Genomic DNA, 15387 nt, shown 5'->3' with positions numbered 1-15387 from the left:
AGGTGGGAGTGGTTCCATCGCGGTAGACGAGGCTACTCGCTCACGCGAGACTGGCGAGCGGATCGGCCCGTGTCAGCCCCGTGTCGTCGGCTGGAAAGGTACGCGCCGCGCCGGGGCCTGTCGAACTGGTCTCGAAACGCACGGTCACCACGCCGTACCCCGCACCCTGCACCCAGCCGTGCCCGAATTCCGGATGACGCACGTCCATACCCGGAAACCACAGTCCCACAGGCAGATTCGACTTGCCCTCCGGCGACGGCGGTGGCGGGTCCTCGACTGTGCCGACATCGGCGGGTACCGCCTGATCCAGTTCGGGGAACAGCGATTCCTGGCGCACCAGCGACAGTCCGCCGTAACCGACGCCGACTAGGCGGATCGGGCCGAGCTCGGCGGGATCGATCGCCGAGCGTTGCGCGGCCGCGGCCAGGGTGGTCAGGTCGGCGGTGGCGTAGGGCAGGGTGAACGACCTGGTCACGATGCCCATATCCGACTTCTTGAGTTTGAGGACCACGGTGCGGGCGGCGCGGCCGTCGCGTTCGAGCCTGCGATGCGCCGACGCGGCCATCGCGGTGACGGCGGCGCGCAGGTCGGCCATGGTGACGATGTCGCGCTCGTAGGTGTTCTCGGCGCTGATCTGCTTGGCCTCGGCGCGTTCGGTGACCGGGCGGTCGTCGATCCCGCGCGCGAGCCGGTGCAGGGCGGCGCCCATGCTGCCACCGAGGGTGGAGACCGCCTCCGACTCCGGCAGTGCGGCGAACGCGCCGACCGTCTCGATACCGAGGCTGCGCAGCCTTGCCTCGGCCACCGGACCGATCCCCCACAGTTTGCGCACCGGCAGCGCGGCGAGCAACTCGCCCTGTTCCGAGGGCGAAATGACCCGCATACCATCGGGTTTGGCCAAGCCGGACCCGATTTTGGCGAGTTGTTTCCCGGTCGCCGCGCCGATCGAAGCAGTGAGCCCGGTCTGCGCCCGCACCAGTGCGCGCAGCATCGCGCAGTAGTCCTCGACCTGCGCGACACTCGCGCCCACCAACTCGGCCGGTTCGGCGAAGGCCTCGTCGAACGACAGCGTCTCGAGCACCGGAACACAGCTGCGCAACGCGTCGAACACCTGCGCGCTCAGCACCGAGTACAGCGCGCCACGCGGCGGCACGACCACCGCCGACACGCCGATCAAGCGCCGGGCCTGATGCATCGGCATGGCCGAGCGCGCGCCGTAGACCCGGGCCTCGTAGCTGGCCCCCGCGACGACACCGCGCTGAGTCGCCCCGCCGACAAGGACCGGGCGGCCGCGCAAGGTGGGTCTGGTCAGTTGTTCTACCGAGGCGAAGAAAGCATCCATATCGATGTGCAGCACCCAGCGACGGGCGGTGACCGCCGCATCGGGCCTGGCCGGAGCCCCGGCGGCAGGGGTGTGGGTGCTCACGGGCGCAATCTACGCCGGGCCACCGACAAATTTCTCGAGCACATTGCCAGCCGTCGCACACAGATGACACAGCCGAATATGTGATGATCGGGAGATGAAGATCCGCAAGGCTGTCATTCCGGCGGCGGGAATCGGCTCCCGGCTGCTTCCGCTGACCAAGGCGACGCCGAAGGAGATGCTGCCGGTCGGCGACAAACCGGTGATCGAGCACACCGTGCGTGAGCTGGTGGCCTCCGGCATCACCGACATCACCATCGTCGTGAGCAGCGGCAAGTCGCTGATCCAGGATCACTTCCGGCCGAATCCGGCGCTCGTGGCGCAGCTGCGCGCCGACGGCAAGTCCGCCTACGCCGATGCCGTGGAGGAGGTGGGCGAGCTCTCCCGCGAGGGTCACATCACCTACCTCGACCAGCACGGTCCGTACGGCAACGGCACGCCGGTGCTCAACGCGGCACGCCACCTCGGCGACGAACCGATGCTGGTGCTGTGGCCCGACGACGTGTTCGTCGCCGAGGTACCGCGCGCCCAGCAGCTGATCACCGCCTACGAATCGACGGGGTGCCCGGTGTTGGCGCTGCTGCCGATGTCGCCGGGTGAATCGCAACGCTACGGCGTGCCGGTGGTGCGCGAGGACCTCGACGACGGGCTGCTCCGCATCTCCGGCCTGATGGAGAAGCCCAAGCCCGAAGACGCGCCGTCGGCCTTCGCGGCGATCGGTGGGTATGTCGTGACGCCCGGCATCATCGACGAGCTGCGTATCCAGACCGAGAACTGGTACACCCACCAGACCGGCGAGGTGTACCTGACCGACGCGATCAACAACTACGCCGCCGAGCACGCGGTGTACGGCCAGGTCATCCAGGGCCGCTGGTACGACACCGGCAACCCGGCCGACTACCTGGTGGCCCAGTTCGCCTCGGCCCTGGCCCATCCCGAATACGGCCCGTTGTTGCGTCAGCTGGTGGACGAGAACTAGAACCGGCGAATCGCGAAGATATCGAATTCGCGCAGCGGGTGCAGGCCGACGGGGACGCCCCAGTCGTGGGCGTCGAGGAGTTGGCCCATGCCCGCGTAGATGCCGACATGGGAGCCGTCGCCGTTGAGGATGACGACGTCGCCGGGTGCCAGACCGCCGAAGGTCACCGGGAGGCCGACCTTCGCCTGCTCCCAGGTGGTACGCGGCAGGGTGACGCCGACCTGCCGGAACGCCCACTGGACCAGCGCCGAGCAGTCCCAGGAGTGCGGGCCCACGGCGCCCCACTCGTAGGGTTTGCCGAGCTGGGTCATGGCGGCGGTGAGTGCGCCGATACCGGTGGCGCTGGGAAACGGAATCATGCCGGAGCCACTGGAACTCCCCGACGATGATCCCGACGCTCCGGAGCCCGACCCTCCCGAGCCCGACGCGCTACCCGGCTGCGAAAAGGCGGGACCGGCGAGGGCTGCTGTCGTGGTGACGGTGGCGACGAAGCCCAGGGCCATCCGTCTCAGAATTTTTCGCTTCATGTGCGCGCCCTTCCTCACGGCCGGGAGCTGAGCTTCCGGCTGGTCGGCTATCGGGCGGCATCGCCTGATCCTCGGGTGAGCCACCCACTGATCCGGTGTCGCGCCGGGATGTCGCCATCACCGGCGCGGCACCGTTTCCACAGGACAATCGTCACGAGCAGTCACTGTCGCCTCAGCGGTTCCATGCGCATCAGCAGTAACATCACGATTGTGCCGGACAGGCTCGCCGATGTCACCAACTTCAGCAACTTTCCAGCATATTTTTGAGAACGCTCAGGCGATGTGGGTCAGCGCCGCCCGAATACCGGCGCGCACCGTGTCGCTGTCACCGACACCGCCACTGATGGTGACGCCGTCACGGGTGAGCAGCAGGGCGCGGGCCGCGTCGTCGGGGGCGGAATGGCCGCCCGCACGGAGGTGTTCGGCCATCAGTTCGCGAAACCAGGCGCGGTATTCGTCAACGACGCGACGCACCGGGTGTTGCGGGTCGGGGAATTCGACGGCGGCATTGAGAAAGGGGCAGCCACGGAAGCCGGGACCGCAGCTGATGTCGCTGAGGGTGTCGAAGATGGTGGTGATGGTGGCGAAGCCCTCGCCCTGCACCGATTCCAGCGCGTCGCGCTGGCGGGCGTATTCGCGCTGCAAATAGGCGACCACCAGGTCTTCTTTGGTCTTGAAGTGCCGATAGAACGTGGCCTTGGCGATGCCGGCCTCGGCGATGATCCGGTCGATACCCACCGTGTGGACACCCTCGGTATAGAACAACCGGGTTGCCGTGTCGAGTAGACGTTCACGAGCCGCACTCATCGGTGACCTGCGTCCTTTCAGGGAATCAGCGCTTCCCCTTGACGATACCAGACAGGTCTGTCTACTCTGGGATCACAAGCGAACAGACAAGTCTGTCTAGGAGGACAACATGGCACCCATCTACACCGCGGTCGCAACCTCGATCGGCCGCGACGGCCGTTCCTACACCGATGACGGCGTCCTCGATCTGACGCTCGCCCGCCCCAAGGAGATGGGCGGCGACGGCGCGGGCACCAACCCGGAGCAGCTCTTCGCGGCGGGTTATTCGGCCTGTTTCGCCAGTGCGCTGCAGTTGGTCGCCAAGCGGATGAAGCTCGACGCCGACGACGCCTCGGTGACCGCCGAGGTCGGCCTGAACCCCCTGGAAGGCGGCCGGTTCGGACTCTCGGTCGTGCTGCGCGTGGAACTGCCGGAGCACCTGCACAACGAGCAGGGGCAGCAGCTCATCGAAGCCACCCACCAGGTGTGCCCGTACTCCAACGCCACGCGGGGCAATATCCCGGTGGAACTGGTTGTCGAGTAACCGAATTCACGCGAAAAAGGGCGGGACCAACAGGTCCCGCCCTTTCGCTGTCACGAATAACTAGACCTTCGCGACCGACACCTTCACGCCGCCCGTGATCTCGGCGGCATCGGCACCGGCGTCACCGAAAGTCAGTGCGGTGGCGAGGATTTCCCCGGCGATCAGGTCGCGATGGGTCGCGGCCCACTCCGCCCGTTCGGCGGGCACATCCAGGACCACACTGATCCGGTCGGACACCTCCAGACCCTGCGACTTGCGGGTTTCCTGCAGGTCGCGGATCAGGTCACGGGCCCAGCCCTCGGCCTCGAGCTCCTCGGTGACCACCGAGTTCAGCACCACCAGGCCGGCATTGCCGGGCAGGGCGGCGGTGGACTCGGGCTCGGCGGCCACCAGGCGCTGGGTGTACTCCTCCGGCAGCAGGGTGATTCCGGCGGCGGTGACGACACCGTCGGCCGATTCGCTCCACTCCCCCGCCTTGACGGCCTTGATCACCGTCTGGACCTGCTTACCGATGCGCGGGCCCGCGGCGCGCGCATTGACGACCAGCTCGAACCGGCCGTGCGCGGAGACGTCGGTGGTCAGGTCGACCTTCTTGACGTTGACCTCGTCGGCGATCAGCTCGGTGAACGGCGCGAGCCGCTCGGCATCGGCCGCGGCGATGGTGACCTCGGCCAGGGGCAGCCGCACCCGCAGGTTCTGCGCCTTGCGCAGACTCAGCACGGTGGAGCAGACCACCCGCACCTCGTCCATCGCGGCGACGAGTTCGGGATCGTGCGGCAGCTCGGTCTCGGTCGGCCAGTCGGTGAGGTGCACCGAGCGCTCGCCGGTGAGCCCACGCCAGATGACCTCGGTGATGAGCGGCAGCAGCGGTGCGGCGAGGCGGGTGACCACCTCCAGCACCGTGTGCAGGGTGTCGACCGCTTCGCGGTCCTCGGACCAGAACCGCGAACGCGACCGGCGCACATACCAATTGGTGAGCGCGTCGGCGAACCCACGCAACTCGTCGGCGGCACCGGCGATGTCGTAGGTCTCCAGCGCCTCGGTGACCACGTCGCGGGTGACCGCGAGCTTGGCGAGGATGTAGCGATCGAGCACGTTCGGCGAATCCGTGCGCCATACGCCGGGCTTCGAGGCGTAGAGCTGCAGGAACGTCCACGCGTTCCACAGCGGCCGCATCGCGTGGCTCACGCCTTCGCGGATACCGCGCTCGGTGACGATGAGGTTGCCGCCGCGCAGGATCGGCGAGCTCATCAGGAACCAGCGCATGGCGTCGGAGCCGTCGCGGTCGAAGACCTCGTTGACGTCGGGGTAGTTGCCCTTCGACTTCGACATCTTCAGACCGTCGTCACCGAGCACGATGCCGTGCGCCGCAACAGTTTTGAACGAGGGCGAGTCGAACAGCGCGGTCGAGAGCACGTGCAGCGTGTAGAACCAGCCACGGGTCTGCCCGTTGTACTCGACGATGAAATCGCCGGGGAAGTGGCTGTCGAACCACTCCTTGTTCTCGAACGGGTAGTGCACCTGGGCGTAGGGCATCGAGCCCGATTCGAACCAGCAGTCGAGCACCTCGGGCACCCGGCGCATGGTCGAGTTCCCGGTCGGGTCATCGGGATTGGGCCGGGTGAGCTCGTCGATGTGCGGGCGGTGCAGGTCGGTGGGGCGCACGCCGAAGTCGGCTTCGAGCTGGTCCAGCGATCCGTAGACGTCCACGCGCGGGTAGGCCGGGTCGTCGGAGACCCAGACCGGGATCGGGCTGCCCCAGTAGCGGTTTCGGCTGATGTTCCAGTCGCGCGCGCCTTCGAGCCACTTGCCGAACTGGCCGTCGCGGATGTGCTCGGGCACCCAGCTGATCTGCTGGTTGAGCTCGACCATGCGGTCGCGGAACTTGGTGACCGCGACGAACCACGACGGCACGGCCATGTAGATCAGCGGCTGACCGGAGCGCCAGCTGTGCGGGTAGGAGTGCTCGATCGTCTCGTGCCGCAGCAGCTTCCCGGCGGCCTTGAGGTCCTTGATGATCACCGGGTTGGCATCGAACACCATCAGGCCCTCGTACGGCGGCACCATCGAGGTGAACTTGCCCGCCGGATCGAGTGGCTGGACGATCTCGATGCCGTTGGCCGCGGCGACATCCATGTCCTCTTCACCGAAAGCCGGTGCGAGGTGGACGATTCCGGTGCCGGAGTCGGTGGTGACGTAGTCGGCGGTGAGCACGCGGTGCGAGTTCGGGTGGCCGACGAAGAAGTCGAACGGCGGGGCGTAGGACAGGTCGGCCAGTGCCGCGCCGTCGTACTCGCCGAGCACTTCCGGCTCCTCGCCCAGTTCGCGGCTGTAGTGCGAAAGACGCTCGGCGGCAAGCAGATAGCGCTTGTCATCGGCGCCGCGCACGTGCACATACCGCACGTCGGGGTGCACCGCGATCGCGAGGTTGGACGGCAGGGTCCACGGCGTGGTGGTCCAGATCAACGCGTTCGCACCGTCCAGCGCGGCGAACGGGTGCTCGGCGGGGACGGACAGGCGCATGTCGACGGTGACCGCGGGGTCCTGACGCATCTTGTACGCGTCGTCGAGGCGGGTCTCCTGGTTCGACAGCGGCGTCTGCTCGTACCAGCTGTAGGGCAGCACGCGGAAGCCCTGGTAGATCAGGCCCTTCTCGTGCAGCGACTTGAACGCCCACATGACCGACTCCATGAAGTCGAGGTCGAGGGTCTTGTAGTCGTTGTCGAAGTCGACCCAGCGGGCCTGGCGGGTGACGTAGTCGCGCCACTCACCGGTGTAGCGCAGCACCGACGACTTACAGGCGGCGTTGAACTCGGCCAGCCCCATCTCGTCGATCTGAGCCTTGTCGGTGATGCCGAGCTGCTTCTCGGCTTCGATCTCGGCGGGCAGGCCGTGGGTGTCCCAGCCGAAGCGGCGGTCGACCAACTTGCCGCGCATGGTCTGGAAGCGCGGGATCAGGTCCTTCACGTAGCCGGTCAGCAGGTGCCCGTAATGGGGCAGGCCGTTGGCGAAGGGGGGCCCGTCGTAGAAGACGAACTCACCCTCACCGTCGCGGTTGTCGATGCTGGCGCGGAAGGTGTCGTCGCGGGCCCAGTAGTCGAGCACCTGGGTTTCGAGCTCCGGGAACGTCGCGCCCGAAGCCGCGCCGAAATCGACCCGGGGGTATGCGCTACCGGTAGTTGTCTCGTCCGCCATCGCGGATTGCTCCTCGTGCCGCCGCGCCGTGAGCGCGGAATATGGGCACGGGGACGATGTCGGCGCCGGTGCGCCGTACCGCGGTACCACCCCGTTTGCTCGCGCTGTCCCTCGCCGGGGAGCGGCACGAGCCTCTCGTTGTGTGAGCTGTGACGGGCTCACCCGTTCGGTTCTACTGAGCGCTGCGCGCCGTTCTTCCGAAGGCTCCCCGGTGATAGCCGGATCAGCGCCATGTGTAGTTCGATTCTAACCGGGTGCGTCCAGTCGATATTCCGCGCCCGTTCAGTTCCGCCGGGCGTGTCGGCCCGGTGGGACCGGTTCGTTCTCGGGTTTTCGGCTGGTCAGCGCACTCACGAGCAAACTCGCGGCACCGACAACGCAGATCAGAATGGACCCCCACGCCCATACCACCGAACCGGTGGCGAGCGCCGCGACGAGCAGTCCGAAGCCGATCGCCGCAAGAACAAGCGTCAAGACGAGCATGGTGACTCCCAAGCCAACCGAGCAGCCCGACGATAACTGGGCATTCCCGAATCACGCGACGCGCTGCGTCGCGCGACTCGGGAACTAGTTTACTTGCCGCCCTTGGCGAAGGAAGCGGGAGCCAGACTGTTGGCCGAGCCGTTGGTCTCGCCCGCGAACTCGCCGCCGTCGACCGGCACGGCCGACCCACGGTTCTCGAGCTCTTCCAGCTGCGATTCCAGGTAGGACTTCAGGCGCACGCGGTACTCGCGCTCGAAGGTCTTGAGCTGCTCGATGCGGCTTTCCAGCACCGTGCGCTGCTGGGTGATGGTGGCCATGATCTCGGCGTGCTGACGCTCGGCGTCGGCGGTGAGCGCCTCGGCCTTGTCCTTGGCCTGCCGGATCTGGGTGTCGGAGCGGTTCTGCGCGTCGGACAGCATCGCGTCGGACTTCTGACGCGCGTCGGCGATCATCGCTTCCGAGCGGGTGCGGGCGTCGCCGACCAGTCGCTCGGAGTTTGCTCGCGCGTTCGAGAGCAGTCCCTCGGCCTCGGTCTTGGCGTCGGTGGTGAGGCGGTCCGCCATCTCCTGCGCCAGGGTGAGCACCTTCGCGGCCTGCATGTTCGCGTCCGGGCCGTTGTTCTGCACCGGCGCCGCGACGGGCATCGGAGCGGGCGGCGCGACCGGGATCGGCTGCGGAACAGGTTCCGGCGCGGGGGGAGGTACCTGCTGCACGGGCGCCTTGGCGGCGCTGACCGGGGCAGGTCCGCGGTTCTTCTTGGCGTCGGCCAGCTCGGTGTCGAGTTCGGCGACCCGCTGACGCAGGTCGGCGTTCTCCTCGATCAGGCGCGAAAGCTCCTGCTCGACGAGATCCAGAAAGGCATCGACCTCGTCCTCGTTGTAGCCGCGCTTACCGATCGGCGGTTTGCTGAACGCGACGTTGTGCACATCGGCAGGAGTCAGCGGCATCGAAGGATCCCTTCACGCGTCTTTTGGAGAACTAGCAAGCGGTCTACTCGATTCATTGTGTCACACGGAGGTCACGGGCTGACCGAGCCTACCCACGATCGACATCAGGATGAAGACGAGGAAGAGCAGGACCATTATCGAAAGATCGAGACGAATCCCCCCAAGATTCACAGGAGGTATCAACCGCCTCAGAAGTTTCACCGGAGGGTCGGTAACGGTGAAGATCACCTCTAGGACGATCACCACCACACCGGTCGGGCGCCAGTCGCGCGCGAAACTGCGAATGAACTCGACGATCACCCGACTGATGAGCAACAGCCAGAAGATGAAAAGCACGAGGTACAGAACCGCGAACAGGGCCACGGCTTCACTCTGCCGCAAAATCGGCAGGGCGCAAAATGGCCGCGCCGCGCAGTGCGCGGGCGGCCATCTCGGTATCGGGTGTGCGGTGTCTATTTCTGGTTGTAGAAGCCGTTTTCGGCGATGCGGCGGCGTTCTTCCGCTGATACGTCGACGTCGGCCGGTGAGAGCAGGAACACCTTCGTCGCCACCTTGTCGAACGAACCACGCAGCGCGAAAGCGAGTCCGGCCGCGAAATCGACCAGCCTTTTTGCATCGGCATTGCTCAGGTCGACCAGGTCCATGATGACCGGATTCCCTTCGCGGAACCGTTCACCGATGATCCTGGCCTCGCCGTAGTCGCGTGGACGCAGCGTGGTGATCTTGGACAAGGGACCTCCGTCCTCGAAGATCCCAGGACGCCGCGCGGGCGCGGGCTCGGGGCGCATGCGCTCCTCCAGCCTGCGCTCCTCGGCGTCGGGATCGACCGCGAGCGCACCACGAGTGGAGCCGCGCATACCGGGTGCGACACCGCCTGCCCGGAAGGACCGGCCCGACGACGGCGCCGTTTCGATCCTGGTGGGGCGACGCGGCGTCTCATAGCGATCGTCGGCGTAGGTGTCGGCGACATAGTCGTCACGACGCGCCTGGTAGGCCGACTTGTACGCCGGCTGTGGGAAGTCGTCGGCCTCGTCCTCGAAACGGTCGGAGCCGTACCGGTCTTCGGCATAACGGTCGTAGCTGCGCGGACGGACGCGACCCGCGCGCTCCTCTGCGCCGCGAGGGGCATGATCGTCGACGTAGTCGTCTTCGTACTCATCGAGCGGAACCATGCCGAAGTACGCCTTGAACTTATGCAGGGTACTCATCTGGTCGACCTTCCTTCGGCCCCGGTGGCGGCCGGGTGTTGAAGTTCTTGCTCAGCGCCTCTTCAGCCCCATCGTATGAGTCGAATGTGACTGGTGAGGTTTCTTTGCTACGCCGAGGTTATCGGTCGCGCGCCCATCAAGGCGGTTCCGACACGCACACACGTCGAACCGTGTTCGACCGCAATCTCCAAATCACCCGACATACCTGCAGAAAGGTCGGTGGCTTCGGCGTGTTGCACAAGCAGCGAAGTGTGCAATGTCGCAAGATTCGCAAACGACACATCACTCGGGGCGTCAAGGGGCGGAATCGCCATCAGACCGGCCAGATGCAAGCCGGGCGCCTTCGCTACCAGGTCGGCCAGGGAGAGTAGATCAGCCGGTGCGACACCCCCGCGTCCGGGGTCGGCATCCAGGCTCACCTGCAGCAGCACTCGCAGCGGCGCGATACGCTCGCCGGCTGCCAGTGCGTCCTGCGCGGCACGGTCGAGAGCGTTTGCCAGCCGTTCGCTGTCGACCGAAGCCACGGTGTGCGCCCACCGCGCCACCGCGCGTGCCTTGTTGCGTTGTAAACGGCCGATCATGTGCCATTCGACGTCGTCGTAGCCGAGCTGATCGACCTTCGCGGAGGCTTCCTGCTCGCGGGACTCGCCGAATTCGCGTCGGCCGAGGGCGTGCAGGATCGCGACGTCGGTGGCGGGGAAGAACTTCGTCACCGGGAGGAGGCTGACCGAACCTGCCGGGCGACCCGCCGCTGCGACGGCGGCGTCGATGCGGGCGAGCAAGCCGTCGAGACGAGTTGAGAGCTCCGCGGCGCGTCCCGTTTCGGTCATGCGGCGGAGCCCATCCAGATCACACCGGCGATGCGGCCGGTGGGGGCGCCGCGGCGGTGGCTGAACAGGGTTTTGTCCTCGATGGTGCAGCGTGGGTCAACCGCGATTCCGCCGACACCCGCCTCGGTGAGCTGTCGGCGGATACCCGCCCGCAGGTCGAGACCGGGGGTTTTGCGAACGGTGGTGGTCGCGCTGCCGGGCAGGTGGGCTTCGACGTCGGCGCGCATGGCGGCGGGGACTTCGTATTGGCGACCCGAGGCGGCGGGACCGAGGAAGGCGCCGATGCGGTCGATGCGGGCGCCGACCGAGACCATCGCGTCGAGCACGCGCGGCACGATGCCGATCCGGGCGCCGATGCGCCCCGCGTGGACGGCGGCGATGACCCCCGCCTCGTCATCGGAGAGCAGGATCGGCACGCAGTCGGCGGTGAGCACCACCAGCGCCAGTCCCGGCACGGTAGTGACCAGCGCGTCGGTCACCGGTACCGGTTCGGCGCGCGGGCCGTCGACGATCTCGACGGTGCGCCCGTGCACCTGCTCCATCCACACCAACCGATCAGGGGTGAGGCCGATGCCTTCGGCCAGCCGAATCCTGTTGCGGCGCACAGCTTCCGGATTGTCACCGACGTGGTCACCCAGGTTGAACGAATCGTAGGGCGCGGCGGAGAAGCCACCGGTGCGGGTGGTGGTCACCCGGCGAACGGTCACGGTAGGAGGTGCGGAAGTCATGTGTTCGAGCGTAGTGCCGTTGTGAGGTCGCGCGGTCCACGCCCGGGGTGACGTCGGTCAACCTCGGGTACGAGGTCGGCCGATCAGGCGGACGAATCAGCGCCGTCGAGATCGCCGAGCCTGCGGGCGATGCCCGCGCGGCCGGTCAGTCCCAGTTTGCGCAGGACCCGGCCGAGATGGTCCTCGACGGTGCGTGGACTGAGGTAGAGGTGCTCGGCGATGGCCTTGTTCGTGTGGCCGTGGGCGGCCAACTCGGCGACCTCGCGCTCGCGCCTGGTCAGGGCGGCGGGCGCGCCGACTCGCTGGGCGCCTGCGAGCCGGCGCTGCGCGGTCGTCACTTCGTCGAGCAGGCGAATGGCGCCGGTCTCGGTGAAAGCCGCGCGGGCCGAGGCGAATCGGCTGGTCGCCTGGCCGAAGTCACCCCGTCTGCCCGCGATCGCACCGGCGAACAACTCGGCTTGCGCCCGGTTCACCACCATTCCGGCGCGCGCGAACGCCGCGATCGCCACCTCGGCCGCCGCCGCCGCTGCCGCGGTATCGCCGATGGCCGCGGCGTAGTCGGCGCGTGCCAAGGCTGCCGCGCCGACCTGGCTGCCGAGTCCGTCGACTGACCGACTCGGCGGCGCTCCATCGGGGGCGGCGGGGTCGCCGGTGATACAGGAGATGAGCTTCGGCTCGATGCCAGCGTTGTCAGCTGCCCGGGGCGACTCCGCGTCCACAGTCGCGTCACCGACCGGGCCAGATGCGCCGGGGACGTCGTCGCGGTGGGGAGGGCGGGCGCCAGCAGTCGCCGCGGCGGCTGCTTCGGCTCGGGTGATCAAGGTGTCGGCGGTCGAGAGATCGCCGGTGACAATCGCGGCGTGGGCCGCTCGGGCCAGGTGGGTCGGGTGGAGAGGGCCCGGGCGGTCCTCGGGTGGCATCGGCCCGGGGAGGGCTCGGGCGGTGTCGGAGAGGGTTGTCTCCACGACTTGTCGCCACCAGCGCATGGTGGGGCGTGGGAGGGCGGCGATGGTGTGCCACTGGGCGGCGACCGCTTCGGGCGCAGCGGTCAGTTGCAGGGTGCGCAGTTTCAGTGCGCCGGCGAAGGAGAGCAGGTCGGGGTAGTGGAAGGTGGTCGCGGCGTCGGTGGCTTCGTCGGCGGCGGCGATGGCGTCGTTGAGGCGGCCGAGTTTGGCCAGGCAGTAGGCACGCACGGTGTGGAGTTCGGCGAGGGCGTAGGTGCGGCCGAAGCGCCTGCTCACCGCGATCGCGCGATCCAGCTGGCGTAGGCCGCTCGCGTCGCGGTCGAGGAAGTACGCGCACCAGCCGAACACGGGAGCGGCGTGGACCACTTCGCGCAAGGCGGCGTCGGTGAGCCGACCGAAGGCACGGTCGCAGGGGTCGTAGAGCTGCGCTGCCTCGACGATTCGCGCGTCGGCGAGCAGCCCGAGGCAGCGCAGGGCGGTTGCGGCGGCGCGTACGGCCGGGTCGTCGATGGCATCGGAGTCGAACAGGGCGGTGAGGCGGGCCCGGCCCTCGGAGTCCTGGTGGTCCTGCATTTCCAGGATCGCGAGTTCCAGTTGCACCGGTCCGTCACCGGGGCGGCGGGGCAGAGTCGCACCGTGGGCGAGCAGTGTTCGTGCCTGATCGATGCGGCCGAGCATGCGCGCGCACCGGGCCGACAGCAGCAGCGCCTCCAGTTGGTGCCTGCCCGCGGTGGCCGCCGCTGGTTCGAGCGTCTCCCCCGCCTGCGCGGCCGCACCGGACAGCAACTGCGCGCGGCCGAGTGCCAGAGCTTCGGCGAGCGGGTCGTCGGTCGCGGGGGCGATGCGCGCGGCGGCCGAGAGCCAACGCGCGCTCGCCGCCGGTGCGTCGGCGAGCACCTGCTCGGCGGCCAGTCGCAGTTCCGCGCCCGCGATCTCGTCCCCGCCGAGAAGGGCGTGCTCGAGATGGCGTGCGCGCGAGGGCATCGACGCGTCGCGAGCACGCAGCGCGAGGGCAGCCCGGCGGTGGGCCATCGCTCGCCATGCGTGGCCGGATACACGGTAGGCGGCGGTGCGAATCAGCGGATGGGCGAACGTCACCGCGCCCTCGCCCACACCGACCACGCCGCGCCCGACCAGGCCGTCCACCGCCGCGACTACCACGGACTCCGCGAGCGCAGCTGTCGCGCACAGTAGTTCGAAATCGGGCGGAACCCCGCACACCGCGATGGCCTGCGCGACCAGCCGCTCGGTTTCCGGGAGCTGGGCCAGTTCGGCGCGGATCGTCCGGTCCAGCGCCGCGAAGTCGTTCGACGCGGGGTCCGGTTCCTCCCCGCGCAGTGCCCGGTCCAATTCGCGGTCGGGTAGATCGGCGAGCAGCGTCAGATACAGCGGATTGCCATGGGAGGCACTCAACAGTCTGGCCCGCCGACGCGGGTCCTCCCCCGGCAGCAGACCGTCGACATCGGCCTCGGTGAACGGCGGAACCCGCACCTGTACGGTCCGCACCCGGGGCGCCCGCACCAGCCGGGCGATCGACGGCGGGCAGCCGCCTTCGCGGAAGGCGAGCAGCAGCCGGAATCCGCGGACGGGGCGGTTGCGAATCAGAAAGTTCAGCAACCGCAACGATTCGAGGTCCGACCATTGGAGGTCGTCGACGACGAGCAGGGTCGCCTTGGCGCCGAGCTCACGTCGCACCCGGCGAGCCAAGTCGGCACCGTCCGGTGACGACTCACTGCTGTCCGGCGTGCCGGCCTCTGGCGCGGCCGGTGCCTCGTCGGCGTCGACCGGGCTGTCGTCCAACTGCTCGACGATGTCGTCGGCGAGGTAGCGCGGCTGGGCCTTGGCGTCTTCGGTGCCGGTGACCATCAGCACCCGACAGTGGGCGGCGCCGACGAACTCGGCGATCAAGCGGGACTTGCCGATTCCGGCCGGACCGTCGACCAGCAGCAACCAGGGCGCGTCGGGGTCGGTGAAAGTCGTGGTCAGTGCGGCGAGTTCGGCGGCGCGGCCGACGAATGCGCGTTCGAACATGACACTCCGTACCTCACTGGCGAAATCGACCGTGAACGGCCGGATCAGAGCATAACGGTGCCGCCGACCCGGAATTACCGTGGTTTCCCGGATGCTCGGCGGCCCGGGGTGAGGTTGGGTGATCGGGGCCTACACCGCCGAAGGGTCCGCGGTGAGGTTCTGCAGAAAGAAGGTTCGCATGACGTTCACCGGCAAGGGCATGGTTTCGCGGTTCTCGCTCGCGCTGCTGGCGGTCACGGCACTCGGTGCCGCGGGTTGCTCGGCCATCGACAAGGTCTCCGACGTGGCCAAGGACGCGAGCAAGTCCGACACCGCCCGCTCGAAGGTCGGTGAGTGCATCAACGTGATCTCGGCGTCGATGATCGACTCCAAGACCGAGCCGGTCGCCTGCTCGGCCGAGAATGCCGTCTACCAGGTCGTGCAGGTCCACGACCAGAAGGTCGAGTGCCACGAGGATTACACCTCCTACGAGGAGACCTTCGGCAGCGGCGGCACTGTCGCGTTCCTCTGTCTGGCCCCGAACTTCAAGGAGGGCAGCTGCTACAACGAGGGCATGATGACCGGCTACAAGTTCGTGCCGTGCACCGCCTCCGACGCCAGCTTCAAGGTCGTCAGCCGCGTCGACGGTCAGGTCGACGAGCAGCTGTGCGGCGAGGACGCCGACCAGGTGCTCGTGGTCAATGATCCGAAGATCACCTACTGCCTCGGCAGCGCCAAGGGCTGATCCCCCGCACAACGCGA

The 15387-nt window shown here is 67.9% G+C and carries 14 protein-coding genes; 3 read left to right on the top strand and 11 right to left on the bottom strand.

Annotated elements, in window-relative coordinates; translation table 11 throughout:
- Positions 1-40: 40 nt before the first annotated feature.
- Positions 41-1342: a DNA polymerase IV gene (locus IBJ82_RS28905; protein WP_194829181.1), complete on the bottom strand. Its 1302-nt coding sequence runs from the start codon at positions 1340-1342 to the stop codon at positions 41-43.
- A gap of 178 nt (positions 1343-1520) precedes the next feature.
- Here IBJ82_RS28905 and IBJ82_RS28900 point away from each other — a divergent pair, with 178 nt between their 5' ends.
- Entirely contained in the window at positions 1521-2402 is an 882-nt protein-coding gene (locus IBJ82_RS28900; protein ID WP_056816413.1) for a UTP--glucose-1-phosphate uridylyltransferase, read from the top strand.
- Here the strand turns inward: IBJ82_RS28900 and IBJ82_RS28895 are convergent.
- Positions 2399-2929: an NlpC/P60 family protein gene (locus tag IBJ82_RS28895; protein ID WP_228537827.1), complete on the bottom strand. Its 531-nt coding sequence runs from the start codon at positions 2927-2929 to the stop codon at positions 2399-2401. The genes IBJ82_RS28900 and IBJ82_RS28895 overlap by 4 nt on opposite strands.
- A 273-nt stretch (positions 2930-3202) precedes the next feature.
- Positions 3203-3736 (bottom strand): TetR/AcrR family transcriptional regulator, encoded by a 534-nt coding sequence (locus tag IBJ82_RS28890; protein WP_194829127.1) that lies wholly within the window; start codon positions 3734-3736, stop codon positions 3203-3205.
- Positions 3737-3845: 109 nt separating this feature from the next.
- Between IBJ82_RS28890 and IBJ82_RS28885 the strand changes: the two genes are divergently transcribed.
- Complete coding sequence (locus tag IBJ82_RS28885) at positions 3846-4259, top strand: organic hydroperoxide resistance protein (protein ID WP_194829126.1); 414 nt, start codon at positions 3846-3848, stop codon at positions 4257-4259.
- A gap of 60 nt (positions 4260-4319) precedes the next feature.
- On the opposite strand, the gene ileS is transcribed toward IBJ82_RS28885, so the two are convergent.
- The 8 genes from ileS to IBJ82_RS28845 form a co-directional block, all read right to left on the bottom strand.
- Positions 4320-7454 (bottom strand): isoleucine--tRNA ligase, encoded by a 3135-nt coding sequence (gene ileS / locus IBJ82_RS28880; protein ID WP_194829125.1) that lies wholly within the window; start codon positions 7452-7454, stop codon positions 4320-4322.
- Between the two features lie 282 nt (positions 7455-7736).
- A complete protein-coding gene (locus IBJ82_RS28875) occupies positions 7737-7937 on the bottom strand; it encodes a hypothetical protein (protein WP_194829124.1) in 201 nt (66 codons plus the stop codon).
- An 89-nt stretch (positions 7938-8026) separates the two neighbouring features.
- Positions 8027-8884, bottom strand: coding sequence for a DivIVA domain-containing protein (locus IBJ82_RS28870; protein WP_194829123.1), 858 nt, complete (start codon positions 8882-8884; stop codon positions 8027-8029).
- Positions 8885-8944: 60 nt separating this feature from the next.
- Positions 8945-9247, bottom strand: coding sequence for a YggT family protein (locus tag IBJ82_RS28865; RefSeq protein WP_056816435.1), 303 nt, complete (start codon positions 9245-9247; stop codon positions 8945-8947).
- Between the two features lie 89 nt (positions 9248-9336).
- Positions 9337-10092, bottom strand: a complete 756-nt coding sequence (locus IBJ82_RS28860; RefSeq protein ID WP_056816438.1) for a cell division protein SepF — start codon at positions 10090-10092, stop codon at positions 9337-9339.
- A 107-nt stretch (positions 10093-10199) separates the two neighbouring features.
- On the bottom strand, positions 10200-10922 hold the full coding sequence (locus IBJ82_RS28855; RefSeq protein ID WP_194829122.1) for a YggS family pyridoxal phosphate-dependent enzyme: 723 nt from the start codon (positions 10920-10922) through the stop codon (positions 10200-10202).
- Complete coding sequence (pgeF, locus tag IBJ82_RS28850) at positions 10919-11650, bottom strand: peptidoglycan editing factor PgeF (RefSeq protein WP_194829121.1); 732 nt, start codon at positions 11648-11650, stop codon at positions 10919-10921. Before pgeF ends, IBJ82_RS28855 begins: the two co-directional genes overlap by 4 nt.
- 83 nt (positions 11651-11733) lie before the next feature.
- Positions 11734-14646 (bottom strand): LuxR family transcriptional regulator, encoded by a 2913-nt coding sequence (locus tag IBJ82_RS28845; protein ID WP_194829120.1) that lies wholly within the window; start codon positions 14644-14646, stop codon positions 11734-11736.
- A gap of 178 nt (positions 14647-14824) precedes the next feature.
- Between IBJ82_RS28845 and IBJ82_RS28840 the strand changes: the two genes are divergently transcribed.
- Positions 14825-15370 carry a hypothetical protein gene (locus IBJ82_RS28840; RefSeq protein WP_228537826.1) on the top strand — a complete coding sequence of 182 codons (546 nt, stop codon included), beginning with the start codon at positions 14825-14827 and terminating at the stop codon, positions 15368-15370.
- The last annotated feature ends 17 nt before the right edge of the window (positions 15371-15387 follow it).

Source organism: Nocardia sp. XZ_19_231, from assembly GCF_015355705.1.
Taxonomy (GTDB): Bacteria; Actinomycetota; Actinomycetes; order Mycobacteriales; family Mycobacteriaceae; genus Nocardia; species Nocardia salmonicida.
The sequence above is the reverse complement of the archived record's forward strand: the minus strand, read 5'-3'. Positions and strand labels throughout refer to the sequence as shown.

Coding starts and splice junctions, on each gene's coding strand:
- IBJ82_RS28905 (WP_194829181.1), bottom strand. CDS start 1,342: ATGGATGCTTTCTTCGCCTCGGTAGAACAACTGACCAGACCCACCTTG.
- IBJ82_RS28900 (WP_056816413.1), top strand. CDS start 1,521: ATGAAGATCCGCAAGGCTGTCATTCCGGCGGCGGGAATCGGCTCCCGG.
- IBJ82_RS28895 (WP_228537827.1), bottom strand. CDS start 2,929: ATGAAGCGAAAAATTCTGAGACGGATGGCCCTGGGCTTCGTCGCCACC.
- IBJ82_RS28890 (WP_194829127.1), bottom strand. CDS start 3,736: ATGAGTGCGGCTCGTGAACGTCTACTCGACACGGCAACCCGGTTGTTC.
- IBJ82_RS28885 (WP_194829126.1), top strand. CDS start 3,846: ATGGCACCCATCTACACCGCGGTCGCAACCTCGATCGGCCGCGACGGC.
- ileS (WP_194829125.1), bottom strand. CDS start 7,454: ATGGCGGACGAGACAACTACCGGTAGCGCATACCCCCGGGTCGATTTC.
- IBJ82_RS28875 (WP_194829124.1), bottom strand. CDS start 7,937: ATGCTCGTCTTGACGCTTGTTCTTGCGGCGATCGGCTTCGGACTGCTC.
- IBJ82_RS28870 (WP_194829123.1), bottom strand. CDS start 8,884: ATGCCGCTGACTCCTGCCGATGTGCACAACGTCGCGTTCAGCAAACCG.
- IBJ82_RS28860 (WP_056816438.1), bottom strand. CDS start 10,092: ATGAGTACCCTGCATAAGTTCAAGGCGTACTTCGGCATGGTTCCGCTC.
- IBJ82_RS28855 (WP_194829122.1), bottom strand. CDS start 10,922: ATGACCGAAACGGGACGCGCCGCGGAGCTCTCAACTCGTCTCGACGGC.
- pgeF (WP_194829121.1), bottom strand. CDS start 11,650: ATGACTTCCGCACCTCCTACCGTGACCGTTCGCCGGGTGACCACCACC.
- IBJ82_RS28845 (WP_194829120.1), bottom strand. CDS start 14,646: ATGTTCGAACGCGCATTCGTCGGCCGCGCCGCCGAACTCGCCGCACTG.
- IBJ82_RS28840 (WP_228537826.1), top strand. CDS start 14,825: ATGACGTTCACCGGCAAGGGCATGGTTTCGCGGTTCTCGCTCGCGCTG.